A 23,886-nucleotide genomic window follows, 5' to 3' on the forward strand; every position below is an offset into this window, starting at 1 on the left:
CAGTAAATAGGGCTAAAGCATGTTATCTAGATAAAATAAGATTTTTGAGCATAAAAAAGCCCCGCATCAGCGAGGCTTTAATCTAAATTGACAAACAAAACCAATAGATTACATTTTGTAGCTAACCTGAATACCCGCTAACCATACGTCAGCTTCAACGTCACCGCTGAAGTTAACTGATGCCAAACCCAATAAATCTTGAGTTTCGTTAATCGGAGCATCACCTACACCTTTAATGTAAGTCACTGCAAAATCGACCGTTAAGTTTTGAGTCGCTTGGTAACCAGCACCCGCACTGAACCATAAACGGTCAGAATCAGGAATTGTAGTTGAACGATACTCGTCCTGCGCAGCGCCTTTATCTAGCGCTACACCACCGCGTACTAACCACTTATCATTAAGCTGGTAAGTCGAACCGACAGCAAAGCGCCAGTTATCTTTAAAGTTCTCTTCTTTAACTAGATCGGACTCAAGATCGCCAGTTGGCTTATTTTCACCAGGGAAATACGCCACTAACTCTTCAAATACACTCCATTGAGTCCAGTTGACACTAGCGTGCATTGCCCAGTTATCAGTGAACTGATGATGCGATGCAAGTTCTGCAAACGCTGGTAATTCGATCGGTAAATAGCCTTCAATGTAAACATCTTGGCCGCCATCATAAAGTAAACCAGATGCATCGCCGTCTAGTTCTAATTCAACGCCACTATGATAAGCAAAGCCTAAACGGTGAGTGTCGTTTATTTGCCAGCTAGTACCTAACTGCCAACCGAAAGCAATATCATCACCTTCCATATATTTAAGGCTTGCACCAGCATCCGGTAACATTGGCGCTAAGTCTGGCACCGCTTGCTTAACACCATCAATCCAACCCGGCATAGATGCACCGACATGGCCTTCACCATAAACAACACGTAAGCCAGCACCGATACTGAATGCTTCATTCACCTTGTAGGCAATATTCGGATTGAACTCAATTGTGGTGATACCAGTTTCGCTACCAAATATAGCAGCTGCATGGCTAGCATCTAGTTCTGTCGCTAAACCATAGTTAGAGTTAACAGCTAAACCCCAAGTCCACTGGTCGTTCAATTGATTCGAGTAATAGAAATTAGGTACTACCGCGCTGTCAGCAATATCAATTGCATCGGCAGGTACCATCACAGGATCGGCCCCTAATAATGGAGAAGAAATACTAACGTCACCAAGTACATCAACATTTGGCATGACATAAATAGCACCACCAGAAAGCTGACGGCCTTCAAGGTACGTTAGCATTGCAGGGTTTCTAGCTTGCGCTGCTGCGTTATCTGCCATTGCAGCTTCACCAGCAAAAGCACGGCCTAAACCAGTCGAAGAATATTCAGCTAACTGGAAACCAGCCGCATTTACTTGAGTCGTTGCCCCGAAAAGCATGGCACTAACTGCCACAGTCAATATTGTCTTTTTCATTATTAGTCTCTGTTTATAGCAAATCTTATGTTTGCCTAATCTCTTACATCATTAGAGCAATTGCTCAATTTGAAATCGCGGCAAGTTTACTGATGCAGAATAAATTTACAACTAAAAGACTTAAATCAGAGTAAATAACTAGCAAAAGACTGATATCAAACATTTTAAGTGACCCAAGTCACACCGCAATTACCCAAATAAGCGTTTTTTCAAGAAATCATTCGCTAAGACTTACATCAAACATATCCAATACAAAGATTAAATACATATTTATCATATAGATATAAGGTTAAAAATGTTAAACACCAGTACGCTAAAATTGATAGTGATTTAAACTAAGTTTTTATCAAACAGAAACCAATAATAGATTTACCATTTAAATTCATAAACTTATTGCGATATCATTTTCTTAATTCAATAAAAAAGCCTCTACTGAAACCAGTAGAGGCTTTAACTAATATAAACTTGGTACAGGTGTACGCTAAACCCTATAACTTAAATAAGGATGTATTTGCGAATCAAAAAATAGCTTAACTCGACACTCTCAGTAAGCTAATAAATGACACTCTATTTATCTACTATTCGCTATTAAGCTCGCCAAGCAGGAATGCTTGTTTCATAGTCGCTAATGGCCGCCGCATATTCAAGCGTTAACCCAATGGCATCTAAGCCGTTTAATAGCTTGTGTCTTGCAGATTCCGCGATAGTAAAATTAAATACACTACCTGATGGAGACGTCACAGTAAGCGACTCTAAATCGACAGTAATGTTAGCGCCTTCAGTTGCTTCAACTTCCGCCATAAGCTGGTTAACTTGCTCATGGGTTAGTTTTACTGGCAATAAACCGTTATTGATCGAGTTGCCATAAAAGATATCGGCAAACGTTGGGGCAATCACGACTCGTAAACCAAAATCAGCTAACGCCCATGGCGCATGTTCACGGCTTGAGCCACAGCCAAAGTTTTCTTGCGCCAATAAAATTGAAGCGCCTTTATAGCGAGGTAAGTTTAAAGAAAACGTTGGGTTATCTTGCTCACCAGCTTCATCTAGGTAACGCCAGTCATGGAATAAGTGAACCCCAAACCCATCACGGGTGACTTTAGATAAAAACTGTTTAGGAATAATTTGGTCGGTATCGATATTCGCGCTGTCAATCGCAACCGCTAGACCAGTATGTTTTGTAAAAGCTTGCATCTGATTTTCCTTTTGGTTGTCGGTTAATAAGGCTTACGAATATCAACAAAGTGGCCTGCAATGGCAGCTGCTGCTGCCATTGCAGGGCTCACTAAGTGAGTGCGACTGCCACGCCCTTGTCTGCCTTCAAAGTTACGGTTACTGGTTGATGCGCAGCGATCGCCCGCTTCTAAGCGGTCATCGTTCATTGCCAAACACATAGAACAACCTGGTAAACGCCACTCAAAACCCGCCTCTAAAAAGACTTTATCTAGACCTTCCGCTTCTGCCTGCAACTTCACTTGGCCAGAACCTGGAACCACAATGGCAACGACGCCATCTGCGACTTTACGGTTTTTAGCGTGATGGGCTGCTGCACGTAAATCTTCGATACGCGAATTAGTACACGAGCCAATAAACACTTTATTTATTGGAATATCGACCATCTTAGTGCCAGAAGTCAGGCCAATGTATTCAAGCGCTTTTTCCATGCTGCCACGGACGGTAGCATTAGATTCAGTCTCAGGATTTGGCACTTCTGCATCAATCGGAACCACCTGCCCTGGATTTGTGCCCCAAGTCAATTGCGGCGCAATATCGGCAGCTTCAAGCACCACTTCTGCATCAAACGTTGCATCAGGGTCAGTTTTAAGTGCAGTCCAATCTTTTACAGCTTGCTCCCAGTCATCGCCTTTAGGAGAAAACTCACGACCTTCTAAATAATCAAATGTAGTTTGATCTGGGGCAACCATACCCGCTTTAGCGCCCATTTCGATGGCCATGTTACATAAGGTCATGCGGCCTTCCATTGATAATGCTTCAATGGCTTCGCCACAAAACTCAACCACGTAACCTGTACCGCCATCCATACCTAAACGACCAATAATCGCCAGTACGATATCTTTTGCAGTAATGCCTTCGGCGACATTACCACGCACTTCCACTTTCATGGTTTTGGCTTTTAATTGACGTAAAGTTTGGGTAGCTAAAACGTGCTCAACTTCAGAGGTACCAATACCAAATGCTAACGCGCCAAATGCACCATGTGTTGCAGTATGTGAATCACCGCAAACAATGACCGTACCAGGTAAAGTAATACCCAGCTCTGGGCCCATTACATGGACAATACCTTGATTAGGATGATGAATATCATAAAGCTTCACGCCAAACTCTTTACAGTTTTGCGCTAGAGTTTCAACCTGAATACGTGCCATAGGGCTCATTGCATCAAGGCTCGCGCTCAATGTAGAGATATTATGATCCATAGTGGCAAAGGTTTTTTCTGGTGCACGCAGCTTTCTGCCCGCCGTTTTTAAACCGCTAAACGCTTGTGGCGAGGTCACTTCATGAACAAGGTGACGGTCGACATAAATAATCGGCGCCTCCGCTTCGGGCGATGCTAATACATGAGCTTCCCATACTTTTTCATACAGGGTTTGAGCAGCACTTACTTGAGTTGCCATTAGACACCTTCCTTAACAGCGTTTGCGATAAAGTCACCCATTTCACTGGTTGATTTAGCATTGTGGCGTTCATCAGCACCCAATAGTTCACCGGTTAAATAACCTTGTGATAATGCTTTGCTAACAGCACGCTCAATCGCACTAGCCGCATCTTCAAGTTTTAAACTATGACGAAGTAATAACGCCGCTGATAAGATTTGCGCCACTGGGTTTGCAATACCTTGACCTGCAATATCTGGCGCACTGCCACCAGCAGGCTCATACATTCCAAAACCTGAGCTATTTAAGCTGGCTGATGATAATAAGCCCATCGACCCCGTTAGCATGGCAATTTCATCAGAAATAATGTCGCCAAATAAGTTTGAACAAAGCATGACATCAAATTCATTCGGACGACGTAACAGCTGCATGGTCGCGTTATCAATGTAAATATGTTCAAGCTCGACATCAGGGAAGTCTTTGGCAACACCTTCAACCACTTCACGCCACAGTACTGAACACGCTAAAACATTAGCTTTATCAACGGACGTGACTTTTTTGCTGCGGCCTTGTGCTGCTTCAAATGCGATACGGGCGATACGTTCGATTTCACGGCGGCTATATCGCATAGTGTCAAACGCTTCTTCATCTGGTCCTTCACCTTGGCGCCCTTTTGGCTTACCAAAGTAAATACCACCCGTTAATTCACGAACACATAGCACATCAAAACCACGTGATGAGATATCACTACGCAGCGGTGACATATGCTCAAGTCCAGTATGCAACTTGGCAGGACGTAAATTACAGAACAAGTCGAAGTGACCACGAAGTGGTAATAAAGCGCCACGTTCAGGTTGATCATTAGGCGCTAAATGTTCCCACTTAGGCCCACCAACACTACCGAATAGCACGGCATCTGAAGCTTCACAGCCTTTTAAAGTTGAATCTGGCAGTGGGCAACCATGGTTATCAATGGCAATACCACCGACATCGTACTCAGCATATTCAATATCTAGTTCAAATCTGGCTTCAACTTCTTTTAACACTTTACGTGCTTCAGCCATGACTTCTGGACCAATACCATCACCTGCTAATACTGCTACTTGATAACTCATACTCCACCTAACTCCCTATCTTTATGAATCTGTTGTTTGAAATCAGCGACCTTATCTGCGCGATACGTTAAGTTCATCACGTGCACTAATGCTTGTGCTGATGACTCAACCACATCTGTCGCTAAGCCGACGCCGTGGAATGTCTGCTTATTGTATTCAGCAGTAATATCCACCTGACCTAGTGCATTTTGGCCTTCGCCTTTAGCACCTAATTTGTAATTAGTAATATTAATTGTACGACCCGTTGCTCGTGCAATGGCGTTATACGCTGCATCGACTGGGCCATTACCTGTAGCGGCTTCAGTAATTTCTTTACCATCCACCACAATACGCACGGTAGCTGTTGCCACACCTTCAGTTGAATCTGAATGCACCATTAAGTGCTGCAGCGAATAGTTATCATCATCTTGAGTTTGCGCTTCCATAAACACTAACGCTTCAAGATCGTAATCAAACACTTGGCCTTTCTTATCTGCTAAATTCAAGAACTGCTCGTACAAAGTATCCATATCGTAATCGGTTTCTTTGTAGCCCATTTCTTCCATTCGATGTTTAATCACATGGCGGCCTGAACGAGAGGTCATATTTAAATTATTACGATTCAAGCCGATGCTTTCTGGGGTCATAATTTCATAGGTATTCTTGGCTTTTAGCATGCCATCTTGGTGAATACCTGATGAATGAGAAAATGCATTGGTTCCCACCACGGCTTTGTTAGCCTGAATAGGCATGTTACATAGCTGGCTCACAAGCGATGAGGTTCGGTGAATTTCTTTAGCATTAATATTACTTTCAAGCCCTAATAAATTCTTGCGGGTTGCAAGGATCATGGCGATTTCTTCTAGTGAACAATTACCTGCACGCTCACCAATGCCATTCATAGTACATTCAATCTGACGCGCACCATGCTCAACTGCGGTAATGGAGTTAGCCACCGACAAACCTAAGTCATCGTGACAATGTACCGAAATCACTGCTTGGTCGATGTTGGGTACACGATTGAATAAAGTTTGAATGATACCGCCAAACTCACTTGGTACGGTGTAGCCCACAGTGTCAGGAATATTAATGGTACGTGCGCCTGCTTTAATGGCTTCTTCAACCATACGGCACAAGTTATCAATCGGTGTACGACCAGCATCTTCACAAGAAAACTCAACATCATCCGTAAAGCGACGCGCATATTTAACCGCGCTTACGGCCATTTCTAATACATCGTCAAAAGAGCGCTTTAGTTTACTTTCAACATGAATGGTCGAGGTTGAAATAAATGTATGAATTCGGAACTGGTCAGCAACAGCCATGGCTTGGGCGGCGGCATCAATGTCTTTTTCTAATGCACGGGATAAGGCACAAACACGGCTATTTTTAATCGTTTTAGCAATCGTTTGTACCGACTGGAAATCACCAGGCGATGACACAGGAAAACCGACTTCCATAACATCAACACCTAAGCGTTCAAGCGCCAGTGCGATTTGAAGTTTTTCTTTCACAGTTAAACTTGCCGCTAACGCCTGTTCGCCGTCTCTCAATGTGGTATCAAATATTATGACTCTATTGGACATCAGTTTTCTCCATCGAACCTATTGTTCACGTAAAAGTTTGCTCGCCTAACTAACGATTTACTGCTGTATTTGGGTACCGCTTAAATCCATTTCGTTAGCTGTATTTGTTCGTTTAATTTGTTTGTTCAAAAATTTAATCGGTTGTAGAAACAAAAAACCCCGCGGCTGTTAGCGCGGGGTTTGTGAATGCCAGTAAACTTATTTAGCAAGTAACACAAAGGACTCCGCGCAAATATTGCGTAAGAGAAGAAGGAGACCTAGGAGAATGTTACCACTATAAATATTCATTAAAGTTAACTAATTATTCTTAAATTAAAATTTTCTATACCCACTTTTTAACGTGACCAGCCTGCTGTGTCAACCCCAATTTATTCATCTTTTAGCCATTGGCAAACATAATGCTGTAGGTTTGCTCTTCATAAATTGAGTTAAACCAATTCATTTGAGCTATGTATCGTGCCGTAAAGCTTGATATACACTGATTTAAGCATTTATTTTCACTCAATTTTACCGTGGTTGAAAACTGTCACTTCAATGGATAAAACTTGCATAAAAAAATTGAAAACGACTAAACAAAAATTGTTATATCAAATATGAAATAAGCTTAATGTGATTGCAGTATCTGCAAACGAAAGAGAGGAATTATTTAGAAATGATGATTGTTCGAAATTAGGGACATAGCACTCAGTGAATACTAAACTTAGTTACTCGTATTGGATTCTGGGCAACAAGAGCTGTAACTAGAGTCTGTGATGACTTTGATTTACAACAGTTAGAGCAATTTAGTTTTCAATCAGGTATTGGCTGATTTCATCTAAAAATGCATTACCAAAGCGACTCAACTTACGCTCACCAACCCCATTCACTGCCAACATTTCACCTGCACTGGTAGGCACCATGGCTGACATTTCAGCTAAGGTTGCATCATTGAATACCAAATACGGTGGTACATCGTGCTCTTCAGCCAACTCACGGCGCAGTAGTTTAAGACGAGCAAACAGTTTGCGGTCATATTGCTGCGGCGCACGAGATGAACTGGTGCGGCGCTTGGTGGTCACTAATTGAATTCGCGGTTCTGCCAGCTTTAACTTAACATCACCCCGTAAAACTGGTCTGGCAGATTCATTTAACTTAACTGACGAGCCACGGGTAATGTCTTGGCTTGCTAAACCTAAATGGATCAGCTGACGAGTAACCGATAACCAATACTCATGGCTCTGATCTTTGCCAATGCCCCAAGTGGATAATTTATTATGGCCACGATCCATCACGTTAGCGGCTTTTGAACCACGCAATACATCAATGACCTGATTCACGCCAAAATACTGCTTAAGCCTAAAGATGCAAGAAAGCACCTTTTTAGCATCTTCAGTGCCATCATATTTCTTAGGAGGGTCGATACACACATCGCAGTTACCGCAAGGCTTATCTGCACTCTCATCAAAATAATGCAGCAATACCTGACGGCGGCAAGTTTGCGCTTCAGCGAAGGCTGCCATGGTATTCATTTTGTGAAACTCTACATCTTGTTGCGGCCCAGGTTCTGACTGCTCGATTAAGTGCTTCACTCGACCGATATCAGCAGGGTCAAACAGCATATAAGCTTCAGCATCTAACCCATCACGGCCAGCACGACCCGTTTCTTGGTAATAAGACTCGACGCTTTTAGGGATATCGTAATGCACCACAAAGCGCACATTGGACTTGTTAATTCCCATACCAAAAGCAACCGTCGCCACCACAATGTCGATTTTGTCTTTTAAAAACTTATCCTGAATATCAATGCGTTCTTCTTGGGTCATACCAGCATGGTACGCCGCAGCACTGAATCCTTGTAGTTTCAGGCGATCAGCCACCTCATCAACGCGTCGTCGACTACTGCAGTAAATGATGCCATTGCTGCCTTTTTGAAGTTGTAAAAACTGCTTTAATTGATTCGCAGCATTGAGCTTTTCAACCACGGTATAACGAATATTAGGTCGATCAAAACTGGATAATAAGCAAAATGGATTAATGCTCAAACGCTGGCAAATGCTATCTCGCGTAGCCTGATCGGCCGTTGCTGTAAGTGCCATTAGCGGAATATACGGGAATATTTCTTTCAATTGACCAAGCGCTGCATATTCAGGTCTAAAATCATGACCCCATTGACTGATGCAATGCGCTTCATCAATAGCAAATAATGACACATGAAGCTCGTGCAATCGTTCAATAAAATCAGGTCTTAATAATCGCTCAGGTGAAACATAAAGCAGTTTAATCTCACCTTGATGCAGTCGGCGCAAAATCGACACGGTCTCGTCACGTGGCAAAGATGAATTCAAATAAGCCGCTGCGACACCAGATTGAGTCAAGCTGTCCACTTGATCTTTCATTAATGAAATTAACGGCGAAACCACTACGGTAAGACCCGGTAAAATTAAGGCTGGTAGTTGGTAGCACATACTCTTGCCACCACCAGTAGGCATGATCACCAAAGTATCTTGGCCACTCAATGTCTGCTCAATAATTTCACGCTGCCCTTCACGGAAGTCTCGATAACCAAATATCTGTTGTAACTGATGCCCAAGCACATCCTGCGCCTCTTGTTGAGTCGCGTTGGGTGCAAAGTCGATTTGATCAACTGTTTGGCTTGAGCTTGAACTGGAAATAGGACTGTCCATCTTTTAGGCTGAAGATAAGAAGCGTCATTTTAAAGCACTGCCACGCATATGTCTCGACCCAATGTCAGCCTGCAATCTTTAACTGCTCAAATATGCAGCATTGATTTTATAAAGCTAATTAAGTTAGATTAAATACTCTAGCTAGTTTGCCCATGCCACTCGACCTCAAATAACAATAAAAAGGTTAACTATGACAACGGAAGTTCAATTAAACGCACTAAAGCAAGTCGCTGAAATTTTTGATAAACATGTACCATTTCATAATCTATTGGGATTAGAAATTAAACGCTATGACACCGAAGGCGTTGAAGTTGTTATTCGTATGAAACCCGAACTTATCGGTAACATCCACCAAAACATTCTCCATGGCGGCGTAACAGCTACTTTATTGGATGTGGTTGGAGGATTAACCGCATTTGCAGGGTTAGTCTCAAGTCGAGAAGATTGGACAATCGAGCAATTAGAAAAACGCTTAACCACCTTAGGAACTATCGACATGCGTGTAGACTTTTTACGTCCAGGTCGTGGTGAAGTATTTACTGGCACAGGTTGTGTTATTCGCTCAGGTAATCGTGTTTCAGTTTGTCGCATGGAGCTACATAACGAGCAAGGGACACATTTAGCTTTTGGTACTGGCACTTATATGGTTGGTTAATATATTGAGCTAAGCGTTAATTTGATGAACTAGGGAAATTTTGCACTAGTTCATCACATACCAGTTAAATCCTTACCTGCTAAATTCTTATTAGTTAATCAGAATGAAACAAATGATTACGCTAATAACTTGAGTGATCATCACCAGCAACCTACAATCGCCCTTTCTCTATTTCCGTGCAGTTGGTTCCCATGCAAGATCTTGAACACCGTAAAGGCATCGCCCTTGCCATTTGTGCCTATTTCCTTTGGGGAATTGCGCCTCTTTATTTTAAATTACTCAGCGATGTCTCGGCGTTTGAAACCTTGGCTCACCGAGTGCTGTGGTCATTTTTCTTCATCATTATTTTAATGCAGTTTATTGGCGGATTTTCGCGCCTTAAATTGGTGCTGAAAAAGCCCAAACAACTGTTAGTGCTAACGGTTACCTCAGTACTGATTGCCGTTAACTGGCTTATTTTCATTTGGGCGATTAATAACGACCATATGCTAGATGCAAGCTTAGGCTATTTTATTAACCCATTATTTAATGTGTTACTGGGAATGGTATTTTTATCTGAGCGCTTACGGAAACTACAATGGCTGGCAGTGGCACTCGCAAGTATTGGTGTGTTAGTTCAACTTATCTCGTTTGGCTCAATTCCATTGGTATCGCTAGCTTTAGCCTGCTCTTTTGGTTTTTACGGTTTACTGCGTAAAAAGGTCAACATTGATGCTAAAACCGGTTTACTGGTTGAGACCGCGATACTATTACCCGTAGCTTTAGGCTATTTGCTGCTGACATTAGATACGGCAACAGCAAACATCTTCACCAACAATATGACGATGAACTTAACGCTCATCGCTGCCGGTATTGTTACCACTGTGCCGCTATTATGTTTTGCGGGGGCGGCGATGCGTATTCCCTTGTCAATGTTAGGATTTTTCCAATATATTGGCCCGAGTATCATGTTCATATTAGCGATTTTTTTATATAACGAACCCTTCGATATTGAAAAAGGCATCACCTTTGGCTTTATTTGGAGTGCGTTAATTATCTTTACTGCGGATATGGCATTGCAACGCAGACGCCGCATCAAGCAAACATAAACTGCTAGCCCATCTCTCTTATTCCTGCAAAGCAGCAATCTTATTCATTGTTGCTTGCGGGTTTTCCACCGATAACAGCAACGTATATCCTCTCTTTGTTGGCACGAGTAATACAGCTTCATTAGTTGTCACCGACACTAGGGCTTTATCGCCATTTTTAAGCGTAAACCAACCTAAAGAGTATCCTGTTAGGCCCAATCCATTAGTTCGCCTGCTAGGCGTGTATTGAGGCTCTTCTAAAAGGTTTATCACCTTAGCTTGCTGCCAATCGACCTCACCAGCCTCAAAATGTTGACCATACAATGGAATATTCACCTCAACAGCGCCCGACTGACTCACAGATACCCTTGATTGGCTCGATTGATACATGGTCAGCGAAAACAAAGCGAATACCGCAATAATGATCCCTAAGCTTGAATAAAACGCCGCACTTGGTAATTTTTTCACTTTCAGCAGTATCGTTAACAGCACTAAGCCAATTAACAAGCCAATAAAATTCGCCATGGCATTACTAGAGAGTCCTGCAAGTTCAATATTCATCATTTTTCCAAAGGCTTAATAGTGCTAATAGTGAGCTGATAGATTTGTCGAGCATAACAAAAATGCCACCCATGTATGACCATGAAGTGGCATTTTATTACGCTAAATTTTTAGGATTATAAATCTAACGCAAGAATTTTAGATTTACGTTGGAAGTTATATAACTGCTTTTTCACATTCGGTAAGGCATCCACTTCAACGATATTAAAGCCATGCTCTAAAAACCAATGAATACTACGTGTGGTTAACGCAAATAAGCGAGAGTAGCCACGCACGCGAGCCTGACCAATAATATTATTGAGTAGCACACTGCCACGATCTGCATCGCGATAATCAGGATGCACCACTAAGCAGGCAAATTCACCGGCGTTATCTTCTTCAAATGGATACAGCGCCGCACAGCCAATTACTAGGCTATCGCGTTCAATCAGCATGAACTGCTCAATTTCCATTTCAAGCTGCTCACGCGAGCGACGTACTAAAATGCCTTGCTCTTCTAATGGACGTATTAAGTCCAGTACCCCACCAATGTCACCAATATTAGCGCGTCTTAAACGTTCGGCGCTTTCGGTAACGATTTGAGTACCAATCCCCTCACGGGAGAATAGCTCTTGTAGCAAGGTGCCATCTTCTAAATAACTCACTAAGTGACAACGTGGCACCCCATTTCGGCATGCATCGATACTGGCTTTTAAAAATGCCATCGTCCCAACACAAGGTTGGTCTGCTTGGTTCATCTCATCCCAAATAGTTTGCGCTTCATTAGGCATAAGCTCAGCAATCACTTCACCCACTTGGTCTAAAATACCGTGGGTGCTACTGAAGCCAATAATTTTGTCTGCTTTCAGTTTTATAGCAACTTTGGTGGCAACCTCTTCCGCAGTTAAGTTAAAGCACTCACCAGTCACTGAGACAGCCATAGGCCCCATCAATACAATACAGTTATTGTTTAACTGACGCTCAAGCCCTTGGGTATCAATACGACGCACTTTACCCGTCAGACAAAAATCTACACCATCATCAATACCAAGCGGCTGAGCAATGACAAAGTTGCCACTGACTAAGTTGATTTGTGCATTTTGCATTGGCGTATTACCAAGGCTCATCGACAACCGAGCGGTAATATCAAACTGGACTGCACCTGCTACTTGTTTAATGACCTTTAGTGAGTCTTCATCAGTAACACGCACGCCATTGTGATAACTAGGTTCAATGTTTGCGTCATGAAGCGCTACATCAATCTGCGGCCTCGCGCCATACACCAGTACCACTTTGATACCAAGCGAATGCAACAGGGCAACATCATTTAAAATGCCGCGAAACTGATTATGCAATAACGCTTCGCCGCCCAACATGACAACGAAGGTTTTTCCCCTATGTACATTGACATACGGTGCTGAATGACGAAAACCATCAACAAGCTCTGTGGTTCTTAAAGGCACATTAACCCCTACACAAATAAATATATCGGTATTAAGTCTCGTTGCGAACAACAAGGTTAATATAATTAATCAATATTATTGCATTTAAATTCACTTTAAAAGGCTTTTATTGGGTTTTTTATGGCTTTTTAGTATTTAACTATTCAAAAATGGTATCAAAACCACCCAAGAGTGACATTCCAATAAATTATTGCAGTGACAATTACTTAGTGAAACTCACAGTAAAACCCAACAACATTGAAAAGTATGCGAAGACATAAGCAAAAATACAATATGTGACAGCCTAGTGGCCAAATATGACAGATTTAATGAATAAGCCAATTTATAAGCTGTGTAACTGTAAAGATTTATTGCTAAAAGGTAGGAGCGATAAATGTAATCATTATTGTCAGCGAATACTAAAAAAAGGCCAAAAAAAAGCCCCAATAAAGGGGCTTTTCAAAAGAACAAAATCAATTACTTGATTTTAGCTTCTTTGTACATAACGTGCTGACGAATAACTGGATCAAATTTCTTGATTTCCATTTTTTCAGGCATGTTACGCTTATTTTTTTCAGTAGTGTAGAAGTGACCAGTTTTAGCACTAGATACTAATTTGATCTTCTCACGATTACCTTTAGATTTAGCCATTTTCTATTATACCTTCTCGCCGCGGGCACGAAGTTCTTTAACTACAACTTCAATACCTTTTTTGTCGATGATACGGATACCTTTAGTAGATACACGTAGTTGCACGAAGCGTTTTTCTTCTTCTAACCAAAAACGGTGGTTTTGTAGGTTAGGTAAAAAACGACGACGAGTCGAATTTTTAGCGTGCGAACGGTTGTTACCAACCATAGGCTTCTTGCCAGTTACTTGGCATACTCTTGACATGTCAATCTTCTCCAAAAACAATTTTAAAACGCTCGAGCATTTATGTGCCTCGTGTGGCCGTCGCCCGAGGCACAAAGAGGGCGCATTTTATACACGATAACAAAACTAAGATCAAGTATTGTTTATAATAACCATCCGCGTTCAGCGAAGGAAACTATCTCCTGATCGCCTACAACCATATGATCCAAAAGGGAAACATCGATGGTTGAAAGGGCTTTTTTTAATCTGTCAGTAATTTGCCGATCTGCCTGACTTGGCTCTGCAATGCCAGACGGGTGATTGTGACACACTATGACTGCCGCAGCCTTTTTCTCCAGCACTAGTGTCACCACTTCACGTGGATAAACTGATGCCGAATTAATCGTTCCGCGGAATAATTCTACAAACTGAATCACTCTATGTTGGCTATCCAACAATAATAATGCGAACACTTCATAGGATCGGTCTGCTAATTGTCTCATTAAATAGTCCCGAGTTAAATCAGGATTTATTAAAATTTGTCCTCGATGCATGTTTTCTTGAAAAATTCGCTTCGAAATCTCCGATGCAGCCTGTAATTGGGCATATTTTACCGGTCCAATACCCGCCAATTGACACACCTGAGATTTAGGCGCTGCAAATAATGGTCTTAAACCGCCAAATTTGCTGATCATCCCACGGGCCAAATCCACCGCATTGTGCCCTGCTAATCCATTGCGTAATAAAACCGCTAATAGTTCTGCATCAGATAAATGCCCTGCGCCATGCTTTAATAATTTATCTCTTGGTCCTTCGCCGTCAGGCCAATCTTTAATTGCCATAAACACTCCCTTGTTTATTGCCTATATATTGCTAATTAATACATCCTTGTGACCTGATATGGCCATTTGCAACTACAGAGTATGGTCTAAATTTTTAATTTCGGATCATCCCCATTTAAGTGGATTGTGATATCGTAGCGGCAATAAAGCGAATAGCAGGATTGAGCCAAACATGCTGACAAATAAAAAAGTCCTTTTAGGAATTGGTGGCGGTATTGCAGCGTATAAAAGCGCTGACTTAATTCGTCGTCTTAAAGAACGCGGCGCAGATGTTCGTGTGGTCATGAGCCAAAGCGCGATGGAATTTATTACTCCCCTGACCATTCAAGCCTTGTCAGGCCACCCTGTCGCCTCCGATTTACTTGATCCAGCAGCAGAAGCAGCAATGGGACACATCGAGCTTGCAAGATGGGCGGATGTGGTTATCGTGGCACCTGCCACCGCCAACCTTATTGCCCGCATTAATGCAGGCATGGCAGATGAGCTATTAACCACCACCTGTTTAGCCACTGAAGCACCTGTGATCATCTGCCCTGCGATGAACCAGCAGATGTACCGCAATCAAGCCACTCAAGAAAACCTCGCCAATGTAGCCCGCAAAGGCATTACAGTGTGGGGGCCGGCGAGTGGCGACCAAGCCTGTGGCGAAGTCGGCCCAGGTCGTATGCAAGAGCCATTAGTCATTGCTGAGCAGCTGGTGCAATTCTTTGGCCCTAAACCGTTAACAGGCCAAAAACTACTGTTAACTGCAGGCCCAACGCGCGAAGCGATTGATCCCGTGCGTTATATCTCTAACCATAGCTCAGGTAAAATGGGCTTTGCTTTAGCAGCGGCAGCAACTCAAATGGGCGCCGAAGTCACCTTAGTCACAGGTCCTGTTAACTTAGCGACGCCACAAGGCGTAAACAGAATTGATGTAGAATCAGCGCAAGACATGCTTAATGCGGTAATGGATAATGTCGATAACCAAGATATCTTCATTGGCTGCGCTGCTGTAGCGGATTATCGAATTGCCGAAGTTGCTGAGTCAAAAATTAAAAAGTCGTCAGAAAATATGCAGCTTGCCCTTGTACGTAACCCTGATATCTTAGCCAGCGTTTCTGCCCTGACTAAACGACCTTTTACTGTAGGTTTTGCCGCTGAGACCGATAACGTAGAAGAATATGCCCGCGGAAAGCTTGAACGTAAAAAGTTGGACTTAATTGCCGCTAACGACGTATCAATCGCTGGCCTTGGCTTTAATGCCGATGCCAATGCATTACATGTTTTTTGGCAAGATGGTAGTCAACAACTGCCTGCAACCGATAAACTGACGCTTGCAAAACAATTACTTACTCTAATAGCGACCAAAATAAAAACATCATGAAAACACCTGTAGAACTGAAGTTACTCGACTCTCGCATTGGCGCTGAGTTCCCATTACCAAGCTATGCCACACCAGGCAGTGCTGGAATGGACCTACGCGCAATGATCGACACCACAATGGTCATTGAGCCAGGTAAAACTGTATTAATCCCTACAGGGATTGCAGTGCACGTTGCTGACCCAAGTCTTGCAGCCGTGATTTTGCCGCGTTCAGGCTTAGGCCATAAGCACGGTATTGTATTAGGTAACTTAGTTGGATTGATTGATTCTGACTATCAAGGGCCGTTAATGGTGTCTTGTTGGAACCGCAGCGATAAACCATTCACATTAGAAATCGGTGACAGACTAGCTCAGCTGGTATTTGTCCCTGTCGTACAAGCACAATTTACCTTAGTCGATGAGTTTGATACCTCAGATCGTGGTGAAGGCGGATTTGGTCACTCAGGTACCAAGTAGCCTTTACAAGTAGTCACAAGCCTAGGAATAACAAATGGCGGCTAGCCCCAAAATAAATCGTCGTGAGCATATTTTACAATGCCTTGCGCACATGCTGGAAACCAGCCCTGGCCAACGTATTACCACTGCTAAATTGGCAGCGGAAGTTGGTGTTTCTGAAGCGGCGCTTTATCGTCACTTCCCAAGTAAAGCTAGAATGTTCGAAGGCTTAATCGAGTTCATCGAAGATGCGATTTTATCTAGATTAAACATCATCATGGATGAAGAAAAAGACACCATGAAACGCTGCGAATTAGTATTGCAGCTGTTATTGGTCTTTTCTGAGCGTAACCCTGGAATATCACGTGTTTTAAATGGCGATGCGTTATTAGGTGAAAATGAGCGTTTACGTAGCCGCATCAGCGGGTTATTTGCCAAAATAGAAACCCAAATCAAGCAAATACTACGTGAAAAAACCTTACGTGAAGGCCATGGTTTTAATTTAGATGAAGCCATTTTAGCTAACTTATTATTAGCTATCGCCGAAGGCAGAATCGCCCAATTTGTTCGTAGTGAATTTAAACAAAAACCTACCGAGCACTTTGACGAGCAATGGCAGTTTGTGCAACAGCAATTGCTGCGTAGCTAGCATTGCTTTGAATATGTTCTATAGTTAATTTTTCTAATTTAGAAGCGTACATGATGTACGCTTTTTTTATGCTTAAACAAGGAACGGCCTTCATAGGCAATACATAACAAGGAACTGTCATGAAACATCTATCATTTATATTTATCATTTTAGTATTTATCCCTTTACCTTCAACTGCATTAATACAAACAACTTCCAAAAGTCTCGTCAATGCATGTGATACGCAAGAATGTCACAATAACTTTGTACGATACAAAAGCTTTTCTAAGCAAGGATATGTCGATGCAATGTACGTTTTAGCTGAGTTTTATTATCAAGGATACGGAACACAGCAAAATACAGAGAGAGCATTAAAGTGGTATAGAAAAGCAGCTAAATACAACTCTGGCCATGCACAATTCAAAGCTGGAGTCATTTACTTGAAAGAAGGTAAATATCAGGATATTGAACGAGGAATAAAATACCTTGAGAAAGCCAGTAAAAATAACTTAAATGCTGCGACACACCTCTTGGGATTAGTATACCTTGAGGGAAAATTAGTCGATAAAGATATCGAAAAAGCAAGTGAGTATTTAACAAAATCTTATGATAATAAATACCCTGATACAGTGAAATTTATTGCTATAAATAAAGATGATAAGAATTTCACTCCTATCTTTGAGTCAGCTCCCCTGAATCTCCAGTCGGTACAAACACCTACTGATGAAATGGAAACAATAAGTGTTACTGCACCCACTCTGAATGAGGTCTTCAAAATTCAAATATCATATTTTGAATCAACATATCCTAATGCAGCAAGAGGCACTGGGACTAGCATTCCAGGCCGTTCATGTGCTGAGGTGATTTCTTGTGGAGTAGAAGCCAATCGAGAAAGAATACGCGACTTTTTCCTGTTGGGTTGGTAAGAAAATAATTCTTCTCCAATTACGACTTAAGTATTGCATAATCCAAATTTAAACTTAGAATGCCATTGAACACATAACAAAAACGCAACATCAAGGACGATTTATGAGGCTTATCATTCTAAGCTATTTATTGATTTGTTTATCACAACTCAATACAGCTACTGCTGCTCCCAAAAATACAATAAAAGAATTCAGCGCATCTGCTGAGTTTACCGAAATAAAAATTTCACCAGAAGGTGAGTACCTCTCCGGTGTTGTTATCGATAAAGAAAGTGATAAACGCACACTCATCATTGTTGAATTAGAAACCCTAAAACCAACTTATATTGTTAACTTTAAAGGTAAGGGTGAGGTCGGAAACTATCACTGGGTAAATGCTGATCGTATTGTGGTTCAAAAAACGTATAAACGAGTCCGTTTTGAAACCTCTTCTTACCGCGGAGAAATGCTTGCAGTAAATGCAGATGGTAGTCGCTCGGAATACATTTTTGGGTATAAAGAAGGCTTTAGAGCATCGGGATATGTCCTAGACACTTTACCTGAAGATAAAAAGAAAATTTTAGTGATGGTATATCCATGGACTGGCACTAATTATGCTGCAACCTCTGTTTACGAAGTCAATGTATACAATGGTAAGCGTAAAAAGCTAACGGTCGCTCCTATAAGTAATGCAAACTTTCTTGCCGACCACGATAAAAATATCCGATTTAGCTTTGCCAGCGATAATAAAAATAACCATCAAGTTTACTATTTTGATAAAGAACTGGATAAATGGGTTTCTGCAGAAAGCTTTATAGAAGGGCTAGAAGAGTTTTATCCGCTTTCATTTTCTGAAGATGGTAAGTCAATTTATGCTTCAGCTATTGAAAACAAGCAAACAAGAGCAATTTATAAAATCAAACTGCCTTCTGGCGAGCGTGAAAAGATAATTCAACACCCGGTAGTAGATCCATCAGAAATCTATATCGATGATCAAACAAAGCTGCTTTATGCTGTTGAGTTTGAGAATGGTTACCCTGAATATGAATTTATTGATAAAGATAGCTCAAAAGCTAAATTCTTAAATCAATTAATGACGGCAATACCTGATCATCGAGTTCGCATTGTGAGTGAAACTCTTGATGGTGGCAAAATGGTTGTTAAAGCCATGAATGACAAAAACCCAGGGGACTACTACCTCTTCGATACTGAAAATAAAAAAATAAAATACCTTTTCTCTGAAAAGAGTTGGTTAGACCCAAGCCATATGTCAGAGGTAAAACCTATTGAGTTTACTAATCGCTATGGAGCTAAAATTCACGGTTACTTAACTCTACCTAAAGACATTGCACACAAAAACATGCCATTTGTAGTTAACCCACATGGTGGGCCGCATGGACCAAGAGATTATTGGGCGTTCAACTCCGAAAACCAATTACTTGCTCAAAATGGTATCGCCGTTTTACAAGTTAATTTCACTGGTTCAGGTGGTTATGGGAAGCAATTTGAAGAAAATGGTTATCGAGCTTGGGGAACAAAAATCCAATACGATATTATTGATGGAACAAAGTTCATCATTGAACAAGGTCTAGCCGACAAAGAAAGAATTTGTATCTCAGGTGGTAGTTTTGGCGGGTATTCTTCTTTAATGGCACCAACAATTGAACCTGACATGTATAAATGTGCCATTGGTACTGCTGGCGTATACGATTTAGAGGAATTATTTGATAGTGGCGATATTCCAGAATCGTACTCAGGTGGAGCATTCTTAGATACGGTTTTAGGTAGTGATAAAGCGCAACTCAAAGCAATGTCACCAAGCCATAATGTTGATAAATTGAAAGCTAAGATTTTATTATTACATGGTGAAGAAGACGTTCGAGCTTCTATGGAGCAATTTGAAGCCATGACTGATGCTTTAGATAAAGCAAACTATCCATATGAGCAACATGTATGGGACAAAGCTGGACATGGTTTTTATGTACCTGAAAGTCGTGAAGAATATTTCAATTTGTCACTGAAGTTCCTAAAAGAAAACCTCAAGCTGTAATTTCACAACCCTACGCTAAAGCCGATACTTGACTAAAAAGGTCGGCTTTTTTATTTCAATAATATTAATTTGACTCAAATCACGCTATTATCCCCGTCCCTTATGATTGCGACGCATGAAGCACAAGTTAATTTGCTGCATCAGCAACAAGGCGATTTTTAACATACACTCAGTAAAACGCACTACCCCTGTGGTTGGAGGATAAGATGGCATTAAGTGAAGCTGCATTACAGGTCAAAACAGCACTGACTGAGCAAGGGCTCGAAACCCCAATGCTGCCGCAAACTCATACTCCAGAAGAGCGTAAGCAAAAAATTGAGCATCACATGAAAGAAGTCTTAACCTTAATGGCGTTAGACTTATCAGATGACAGCTTAATGGATACGCCTCGCCGCATTGCTAAAATGTATGTTGATGAGATTTTCTCAGGGCTTGATTATGAGAACTTCCCTAAAATCACTGTCATCGACAATAAGATGGGCGTTGATGAAATGGTGCGTGTGCAAGACATAAGCTTAACCAGCACCTGTGAGCATCACTTAGTCACCATTGATGGCTATGCCACTGTCGCCTATTTGCCTCGCACTAAAATTATCGGTTTATCAAAAATAAACCGCATCGTGCGCTTTTTTGCCCAGCGCCCACAAGTACAAGAAAGGCTGACCCAGCAAGTCTTAGTTGCATTGCAAACCTTGCTTGAAACCAAAGATGTGGCCGTTAAGATGGATGCGGTGCATTACTGCGTTAAATCTCGCGGCGTGATGGACTCCACCAGCTCAACCACCACCACGGCATTAGGCGGGATTTTTAAATCAAACCCAGCCACCCGTGCTGAGTTTTTACACCAGTCTAAGTGTTAGTTAGCAATCATTAACCCTGCTCACTGAAAAACAAACACAAAAAAGCCAGACATTAAGTCTGGCTTTTACTTTTAACGAAGATGGATTAAATACCGTATTGCTCACGGTAAGCGCTCACTGACGCTAGCTCTTTTTCCATTCCTGGTTTTTCAGATAAGTAATTAATTAAATCACCTAGCTTAATAATAGATACGATAGCGCAGCCAAAGTCACGTTCAACTTCTTGAATCGCTGATAACTCGCCCTTGCCTTTTTCTTGTCTATCAAGTGCGATTAACACACCTGCTAAGCTTGCATCGTGGGCTGCGATGATTTCCATCGACTCGCGAATAGCAGTACCTGCGGTAATCACGTCATCCACTAGCATCACTTTGCCCGCCAGCTCGCTACCCACTAATGAGCCACCTTCACCGTGATCTTTTTTCTCTTTACGGTTAAAGCAGTAAGGCACATCTTTATCATGGTGATCGCAAAGCGCTACAACAGTCGTTGTCGCAATAGGGATACCTTTGTAAGCCGGACCAAACACTAAATCGTAGTCAATACCAGAATCAACCAATGCAGCAGCATAAAAACGACCTAAACGTGCTAAATCACGACCCGTATTAAATAAACCCGCATTAAAAAAGTAAGGGCTAGTACGGCCTGATTTTAAGGTGAACTCACCAAAGCGTAATACCTGACGCTCAAGAGCGAATTCAATAAACTCACGTTGATATGCTTTCACATTATCTCCTTAACACTGTTATCTGTTTTTATTTAATGACGACTAAGCCTAAATAAAGCTTAAAAAAAGGGGCTCTTATTAACAGAGCCCCTTAATCAAATACGTTTTAGCTTAATGCTGCTTTTTGCGTATCCACGATTTCGCGAATACCATGTTTAGCAAGCTCAAGTAAGCTTAATAACTCTTCGTGGCTGAACGGCTCACCTTCGGCAGTGCCTTGGATTTCAATCATCTTGCCAGTTTCAGTCATCACAACGTTCATGTCGGTTTCAGCAGCGCTATCTTCGATATATTCTAAATCGCAGATTGGCTCACCTTTATAGATACCAACACTAACAGCAGCAATTAAGAACTTAAGTGGGTTAGTTTTTAAAATACCTTTTCCACGAGCCCAGTTCAGCGCATCAACTAATGCAACACAAGCACCAGTAATCGCAGCAGTACGTGTGCCGCCATCAGCTTGAATCACGTCACAATCGATAACGATAGTGTTTTCGCCAAGTGCTTTCATATCAACAGCTGCACGTAATGAACGGCCGATTAAGCGTTGGATTTCTTGAGTACGGCCAGATTGCTTGCCACGGGCAGCTTCACGTTGCATACGGCTATGAGTCGAACGCGGTAACATACCGTATTCAGCAGTTACCCAACCTTGGCCTTGGCCTTTAAGAAAACGCGGTACGCCTTCTTCAAAGCTTGCAGTACATAAAACTTTAGTGTCACCAAATTCAACCAACACCGAACCTTCAGCATGAGCTGTAAATTGACGAGTAATCGTAACTGGACGAGATTGTGCAGGTGTTCTGTCGCTTGGGCGCATATGAATTTCCTATTTGTGGAATCGATGACAAATTCTGTATCTAATATTTGAATCTAGACTCAGCATCTAATATTTGAATCTAAGCTTATGCAGTTTAATTTCGTGCATATTTGGCTGCACATTATAGTGACTTGTTTGCACGGATGCCACGCTAAACAAAACCCTTATTGGATTTTTATTAACAAAAAGGCACACTGGGTTAGGATTCGGTGCAAAGGTTAAGGAAAATAATGAACATTGCCATATTTGGAGCAGGATCTACAGGCTGCTACCTCGCAGGCGAACTACTGATGGCAAAGCAGAATGTGAGCCTCATTTGCCGCGAGCGAATTAAGCACAGCATTATTGATAACCAAGGCATCACCCTCACCAGTTACCAAGGTTTGCATCAAAAAGTGATGCCGACAGCCCTTATTACCGAAATTGAAGCCAACACACCAACATTCGACCTAATTTTTGTCACCTTAAAATGCCACCAGCTGAGTAATATTACTGAGCAACTACTGCAACTAACTCATAAGCAAAGCACCATAGTATTAATGCAAAACGGTCTAGGCAGTTTTGATGAGATAACACAGGCATTATCTAAATACCCAGAGCAATCAAGATTCGTCATCCAAGGCATAACGCCGTTTAACGTGCTGCAAAAAGAACTTGCCACCTTTCATAAAGGCACCGAAGGCGAATTCATATTTGCCAACACGCCCCATACGCAGACAGTTCATCAAGCAATGATTTCTAATGGTTTAAGCTGCACCTTGGTCGATGATATGGCGCCAATCATTTATGGCAAATTACTGCTGAATCTCAATAACGCACTTAATGCGATTACTGACGTGCCCATTAAGCAGCAGCTTAGCCAAGCACCGACTCGCAAACTATTAAGCCTTGCGATGAAAGAGTGGCTAAACGTGTGTAAAAAAGCTCACTTACCTTTAGCGCAATTCACCAAAGTTAAGCCGCAATGGTTGCCGCTAATATTATCTCTTCCCGACTTCCTGTTTACCTTACTGGCCAGACAAATGCTCGATATCGACCCCGAGGCGCGCTCTTCCATGTGGGAAGATATACAAGCTAATCGCAAAACCGAAATAGAATACTTAAACCAAGCCGTGGTTAAACTTGGGCAACAACATCAGGTTGCGACACCCGTTAATGCCGCCATCGTCACAGCGGTTAGCAAGCTAGAACAAGGCCAGAAGGTCGACATTCACACACTACTTTAACCAGTCTTAATTAGAGCAAAAAAAGGCCGCGACTTTATCAAGTCACGGCCTGTTATCAGTTA

At 41.9% G+C, this 23,886-nt stretch carries 22 protein-coding genes; 9 read left to right on the forward strand and 13 right to left on the reverse strand.

All coding sequences use genetic code 11. The features are described from left to right. Positions 1-108: 108 nt before the first annotated feature. The 6 genes from QPX86_RS18685 to recQ form a co-directional block, all read right to left on the reverse strand. Entirely contained in the window at positions 109-1,452 is a 1,344-nt protein-coding gene (locus tag QPX86_RS18685) for an outer membrane protein transport protein (RefSeq protein ID WP_285163500.1), read from the reverse strand. Between the two features lie 588 nt (positions 1,453-2,040). Then, on the reverse strand, positions 2,041-2,646 hold the full coding sequence (gene leuD / locus QPX86_RS18690; protein WP_285163501.1) for a 3-isopropylmalate dehydratase small subunit: 606 nt from the start codon (positions 2,644-2,646) through the stop codon (positions 2,041-2,043). A gap of 23 nt (positions 2,647-2,669) precedes the next feature. Beyond that, the gene (gene leuC, locus QPX86_RS18695) at positions 2,670-4,088 is read right to left on the reverse strand and encodes a 3-isopropylmalate dehydratase large subunit (protein WP_220753634.1); all 1,419 of its coding nucleotides are present in this window, start codon (positions 4,086-4,088) and stop codon (positions 2,670-2,672) included. Next, the gene (leuB, locus tag QPX86_RS18700) at positions 4,088-5,182 is read right to left on the reverse strand and encodes a 3-isopropylmalate dehydrogenase (RefSeq protein ID WP_285163502.1); all 1,095 of its coding nucleotides are present in this window, start codon (positions 5,180-5,182) and stop codon (positions 4,088-4,090) included. The genes leuC and leuB overlap by 1 nt, the downstream gene beginning before the upstream one ends. Next, entirely contained in the window at positions 5,179-6,747 is a 1,569-nt protein-coding gene (leuA, locus tag QPX86_RS18705) for a 2-isopropylmalate synthase (protein WP_220753636.1), read from the reverse strand. Before leuA ends, leuB begins: the two co-directional genes overlap by 4 nt. Before the next feature lie 782 nt (positions 6,748-7,529). Then, positions 7,530-9,410: a DNA helicase RecQ gene (gene recQ, locus QPX86_RS18710; RefSeq protein ID WP_285163503.1), complete on the reverse strand. Its 1,881-nt coding sequence runs from the start codon at positions 9,408-9,410 to the stop codon at positions 7,530-7,532. Between the two features lie 190 nt (positions 9,411-9,600). Between recQ and QPX86_RS18715 the strand changes: the two genes are divergently transcribed. Together QPX86_RS18715 and rarD are read left to right on the forward strand one after the other, a co-directional pair. Next, complete coding sequence (locus QPX86_RS18715; RefSeq protein WP_220753638.1) at positions 9,601-10,065, forward strand: thioesterase family protein; 465 nt, start codon at positions 9,601-9,603, stop codon at positions 10,063-10,065. A gap of 191 nt (positions 10,066-10,256) precedes the next feature. Beyond that, a complete protein-coding gene (gene rarD / locus QPX86_RS18720; RefSeq protein ID WP_220753639.1) occupies positions 10,257-11,153 on the forward strand; it encodes an EamA family transporter RarD in 897 nt (298 codons plus the stop codon). Between the two features lie 18 nt (positions 11,154-11,171). On the opposite strand, the gene QPX86_RS18725 is transcribed toward rarD, so the two are convergent. The 5 genes from QPX86_RS18725 to radC all read right to left on the reverse strand — a co-directional run bounded on the left by QPX86_RS18725 (position 11,172) and on the right by radC (position 14,808). Continuing rightward, positions 11,172-11,693 (reverse strand): PH domain-containing protein, encoded by a 522-nt coding sequence (locus tag QPX86_RS18725; protein WP_285163507.1) that lies wholly within the window; start codon positions 11,691-11,693, stop codon positions 11,172-11,174. Between the two features lie 116 nt (positions 11,694-11,809). After that, positions 11,810-13,135 (reverse strand): amino-acid N-acetyltransferase, encoded by a 1,326-nt coding sequence (gene argA, locus QPX86_RS18730; protein WP_285163509.1) that lies wholly within the window; start codon positions 13,133-13,135, stop codon positions 11,810-11,812. Positions 13,136-13,591: 456 nt separating this feature from the next. Then, positions 13,592-13,765: a 50S ribosomal protein L33 gene (gene rpmG / locus QPX86_RS18735; RefSeq protein ID WP_011494790.1), complete on the reverse strand. Its 174-nt coding sequence runs from the start codon at positions 13,763-13,765 to the stop codon at positions 13,592-13,594. Positions 13,766-13,771: 6 nt separating this feature from the next. Next, positions 13,772-14,008, reverse strand: coding sequence for a 50S ribosomal protein L28 (gene rpmB / locus QPX86_RS18740; RefSeq protein ID WP_055025225.1), 237 nt, complete (start codon positions 14,006-14,008; stop codon positions 13,772-13,774). Positions 14,009-14,130: 122 nt separating this feature from the next. Then, the gene (radC, locus tag QPX86_RS18745) at positions 14,131-14,808 is read right to left on the reverse strand and encodes a RadC family protein (protein WP_285163518.1); all 678 of its coding nucleotides are present in this window, start codon (positions 14,806-14,808) and stop codon (positions 14,131-14,133) included. 172 nt (positions 14,809-14,980) lie between these two features. Between radC and coaBC the strand changes: the two genes are divergently transcribed. From coaBC to folE, 6 genes are all read left to right on the forward strand, one after another. Then, entirely contained in the window at positions 14,981-16,174 is a 1,194-nt protein-coding gene (gene coaBC, locus QPX86_RS18750; protein ID WP_220753642.1) for a bifunctional phosphopantothenoylcysteine decarboxylase/phosphopantothenate--cysteine ligase CoaBC, read from the forward strand. Continuing rightward, the gene (dut, locus tag QPX86_RS18755) at positions 16,171-16,629 is read left to right on the forward strand and encodes a dUTP diphosphatase (protein ID WP_220753643.1); all 459 of its coding nucleotides are present in this window, start codon (positions 16,171-16,173) and stop codon (positions 16,627-16,629) included. The genes coaBC and dut overlap by 4 nt, the downstream gene beginning before the upstream one ends. Positions 16,630-16,663: 34 nt before the next feature. Beyond that, entirely contained in the window at positions 16,664-17,257 is a 594-nt protein-coding gene (gene slmA, locus QPX86_RS18760; RefSeq protein ID WP_220753644.1) for a nucleoid occlusion factor SlmA, read from the forward strand. A gap of 119 nt (positions 17,258-17,376) precedes the next feature. Continuing rightward, a complete protein-coding gene (locus QPX86_RS18765; RefSeq protein ID WP_285163520.1) occupies positions 17,377-18,162 on the forward strand; it encodes a tetratricopeptide repeat protein in 786 nt (261 codons plus the stop codon). A gap of 103 nt (positions 18,163-18,265) precedes the next feature. Continuing rightward, positions 18,266-20,191 (forward strand): alpha/beta hydrolase family protein, encoded by a 1,926-nt coding sequence (locus tag QPX86_RS18770; RefSeq protein WP_285163522.1) that lies wholly within the window; start codon positions 18,266-18,268, stop codon positions 20,189-20,191. A gap of 206 nt (positions 20,192-20,397) precedes the next feature. Further along, positions 20,398-21,051: a GTP cyclohydrolase I FolE gene (folE, locus tag QPX86_RS18775; RefSeq protein ID WP_285163524.1), complete on the forward strand. Its 654-nt coding sequence runs from the start codon at positions 20,398-20,400 to the stop codon at positions 21,049-21,051. Positions 21,052-21,136: 85 nt separating this feature from the next. Here the strand turns inward: folE and pyrE are convergent, their stop codons facing one another. Together pyrE and rph are read right to left on the reverse strand one after the other, a co-directional pair. After that, a complete protein-coding gene (gene pyrE, locus QPX86_RS18780; RefSeq protein WP_065110096.1) occupies positions 21,137-21,778 on the reverse strand; it encodes an orotate phosphoribosyltransferase in 642 nt (213 codons plus the stop codon). A gap of 106 nt (positions 21,779-21,884) precedes the next feature. Further along, the gene (gene rph, locus QPX86_RS18785) at positions 21,885-22,598 is read right to left on the reverse strand and encodes a ribonuclease PH (RefSeq protein WP_055025233.1); all 714 of its coding nucleotides are present in this window, start codon (positions 22,596-22,598) and stop codon (positions 21,885-21,887) included. Between the two features lie 230 nt (positions 22,599-22,828). Between rph and QPX86_RS18790 the strand changes: the two genes are divergently transcribed. Next, positions 22,829-23,824, forward strand: coding sequence for a 2-dehydropantoate 2-reductase (locus tag QPX86_RS18790; protein WP_285163537.1), 996 nt, complete (start codon positions 22,829-22,831; stop codon positions 23,822-23,824). Positions 23,825-23,886 lie beyond the last annotated feature (62 nt).

Origin of the sequence: Shewanella goraebulensis, assembly GCF_030252245.1 — a bacterium.
GTDB lineage: Bacteria > Pseudomonadota > Gammaproteobacteria > Enterobacterales > Shewanellaceae > Shewanella > Shewanella goraebulensis.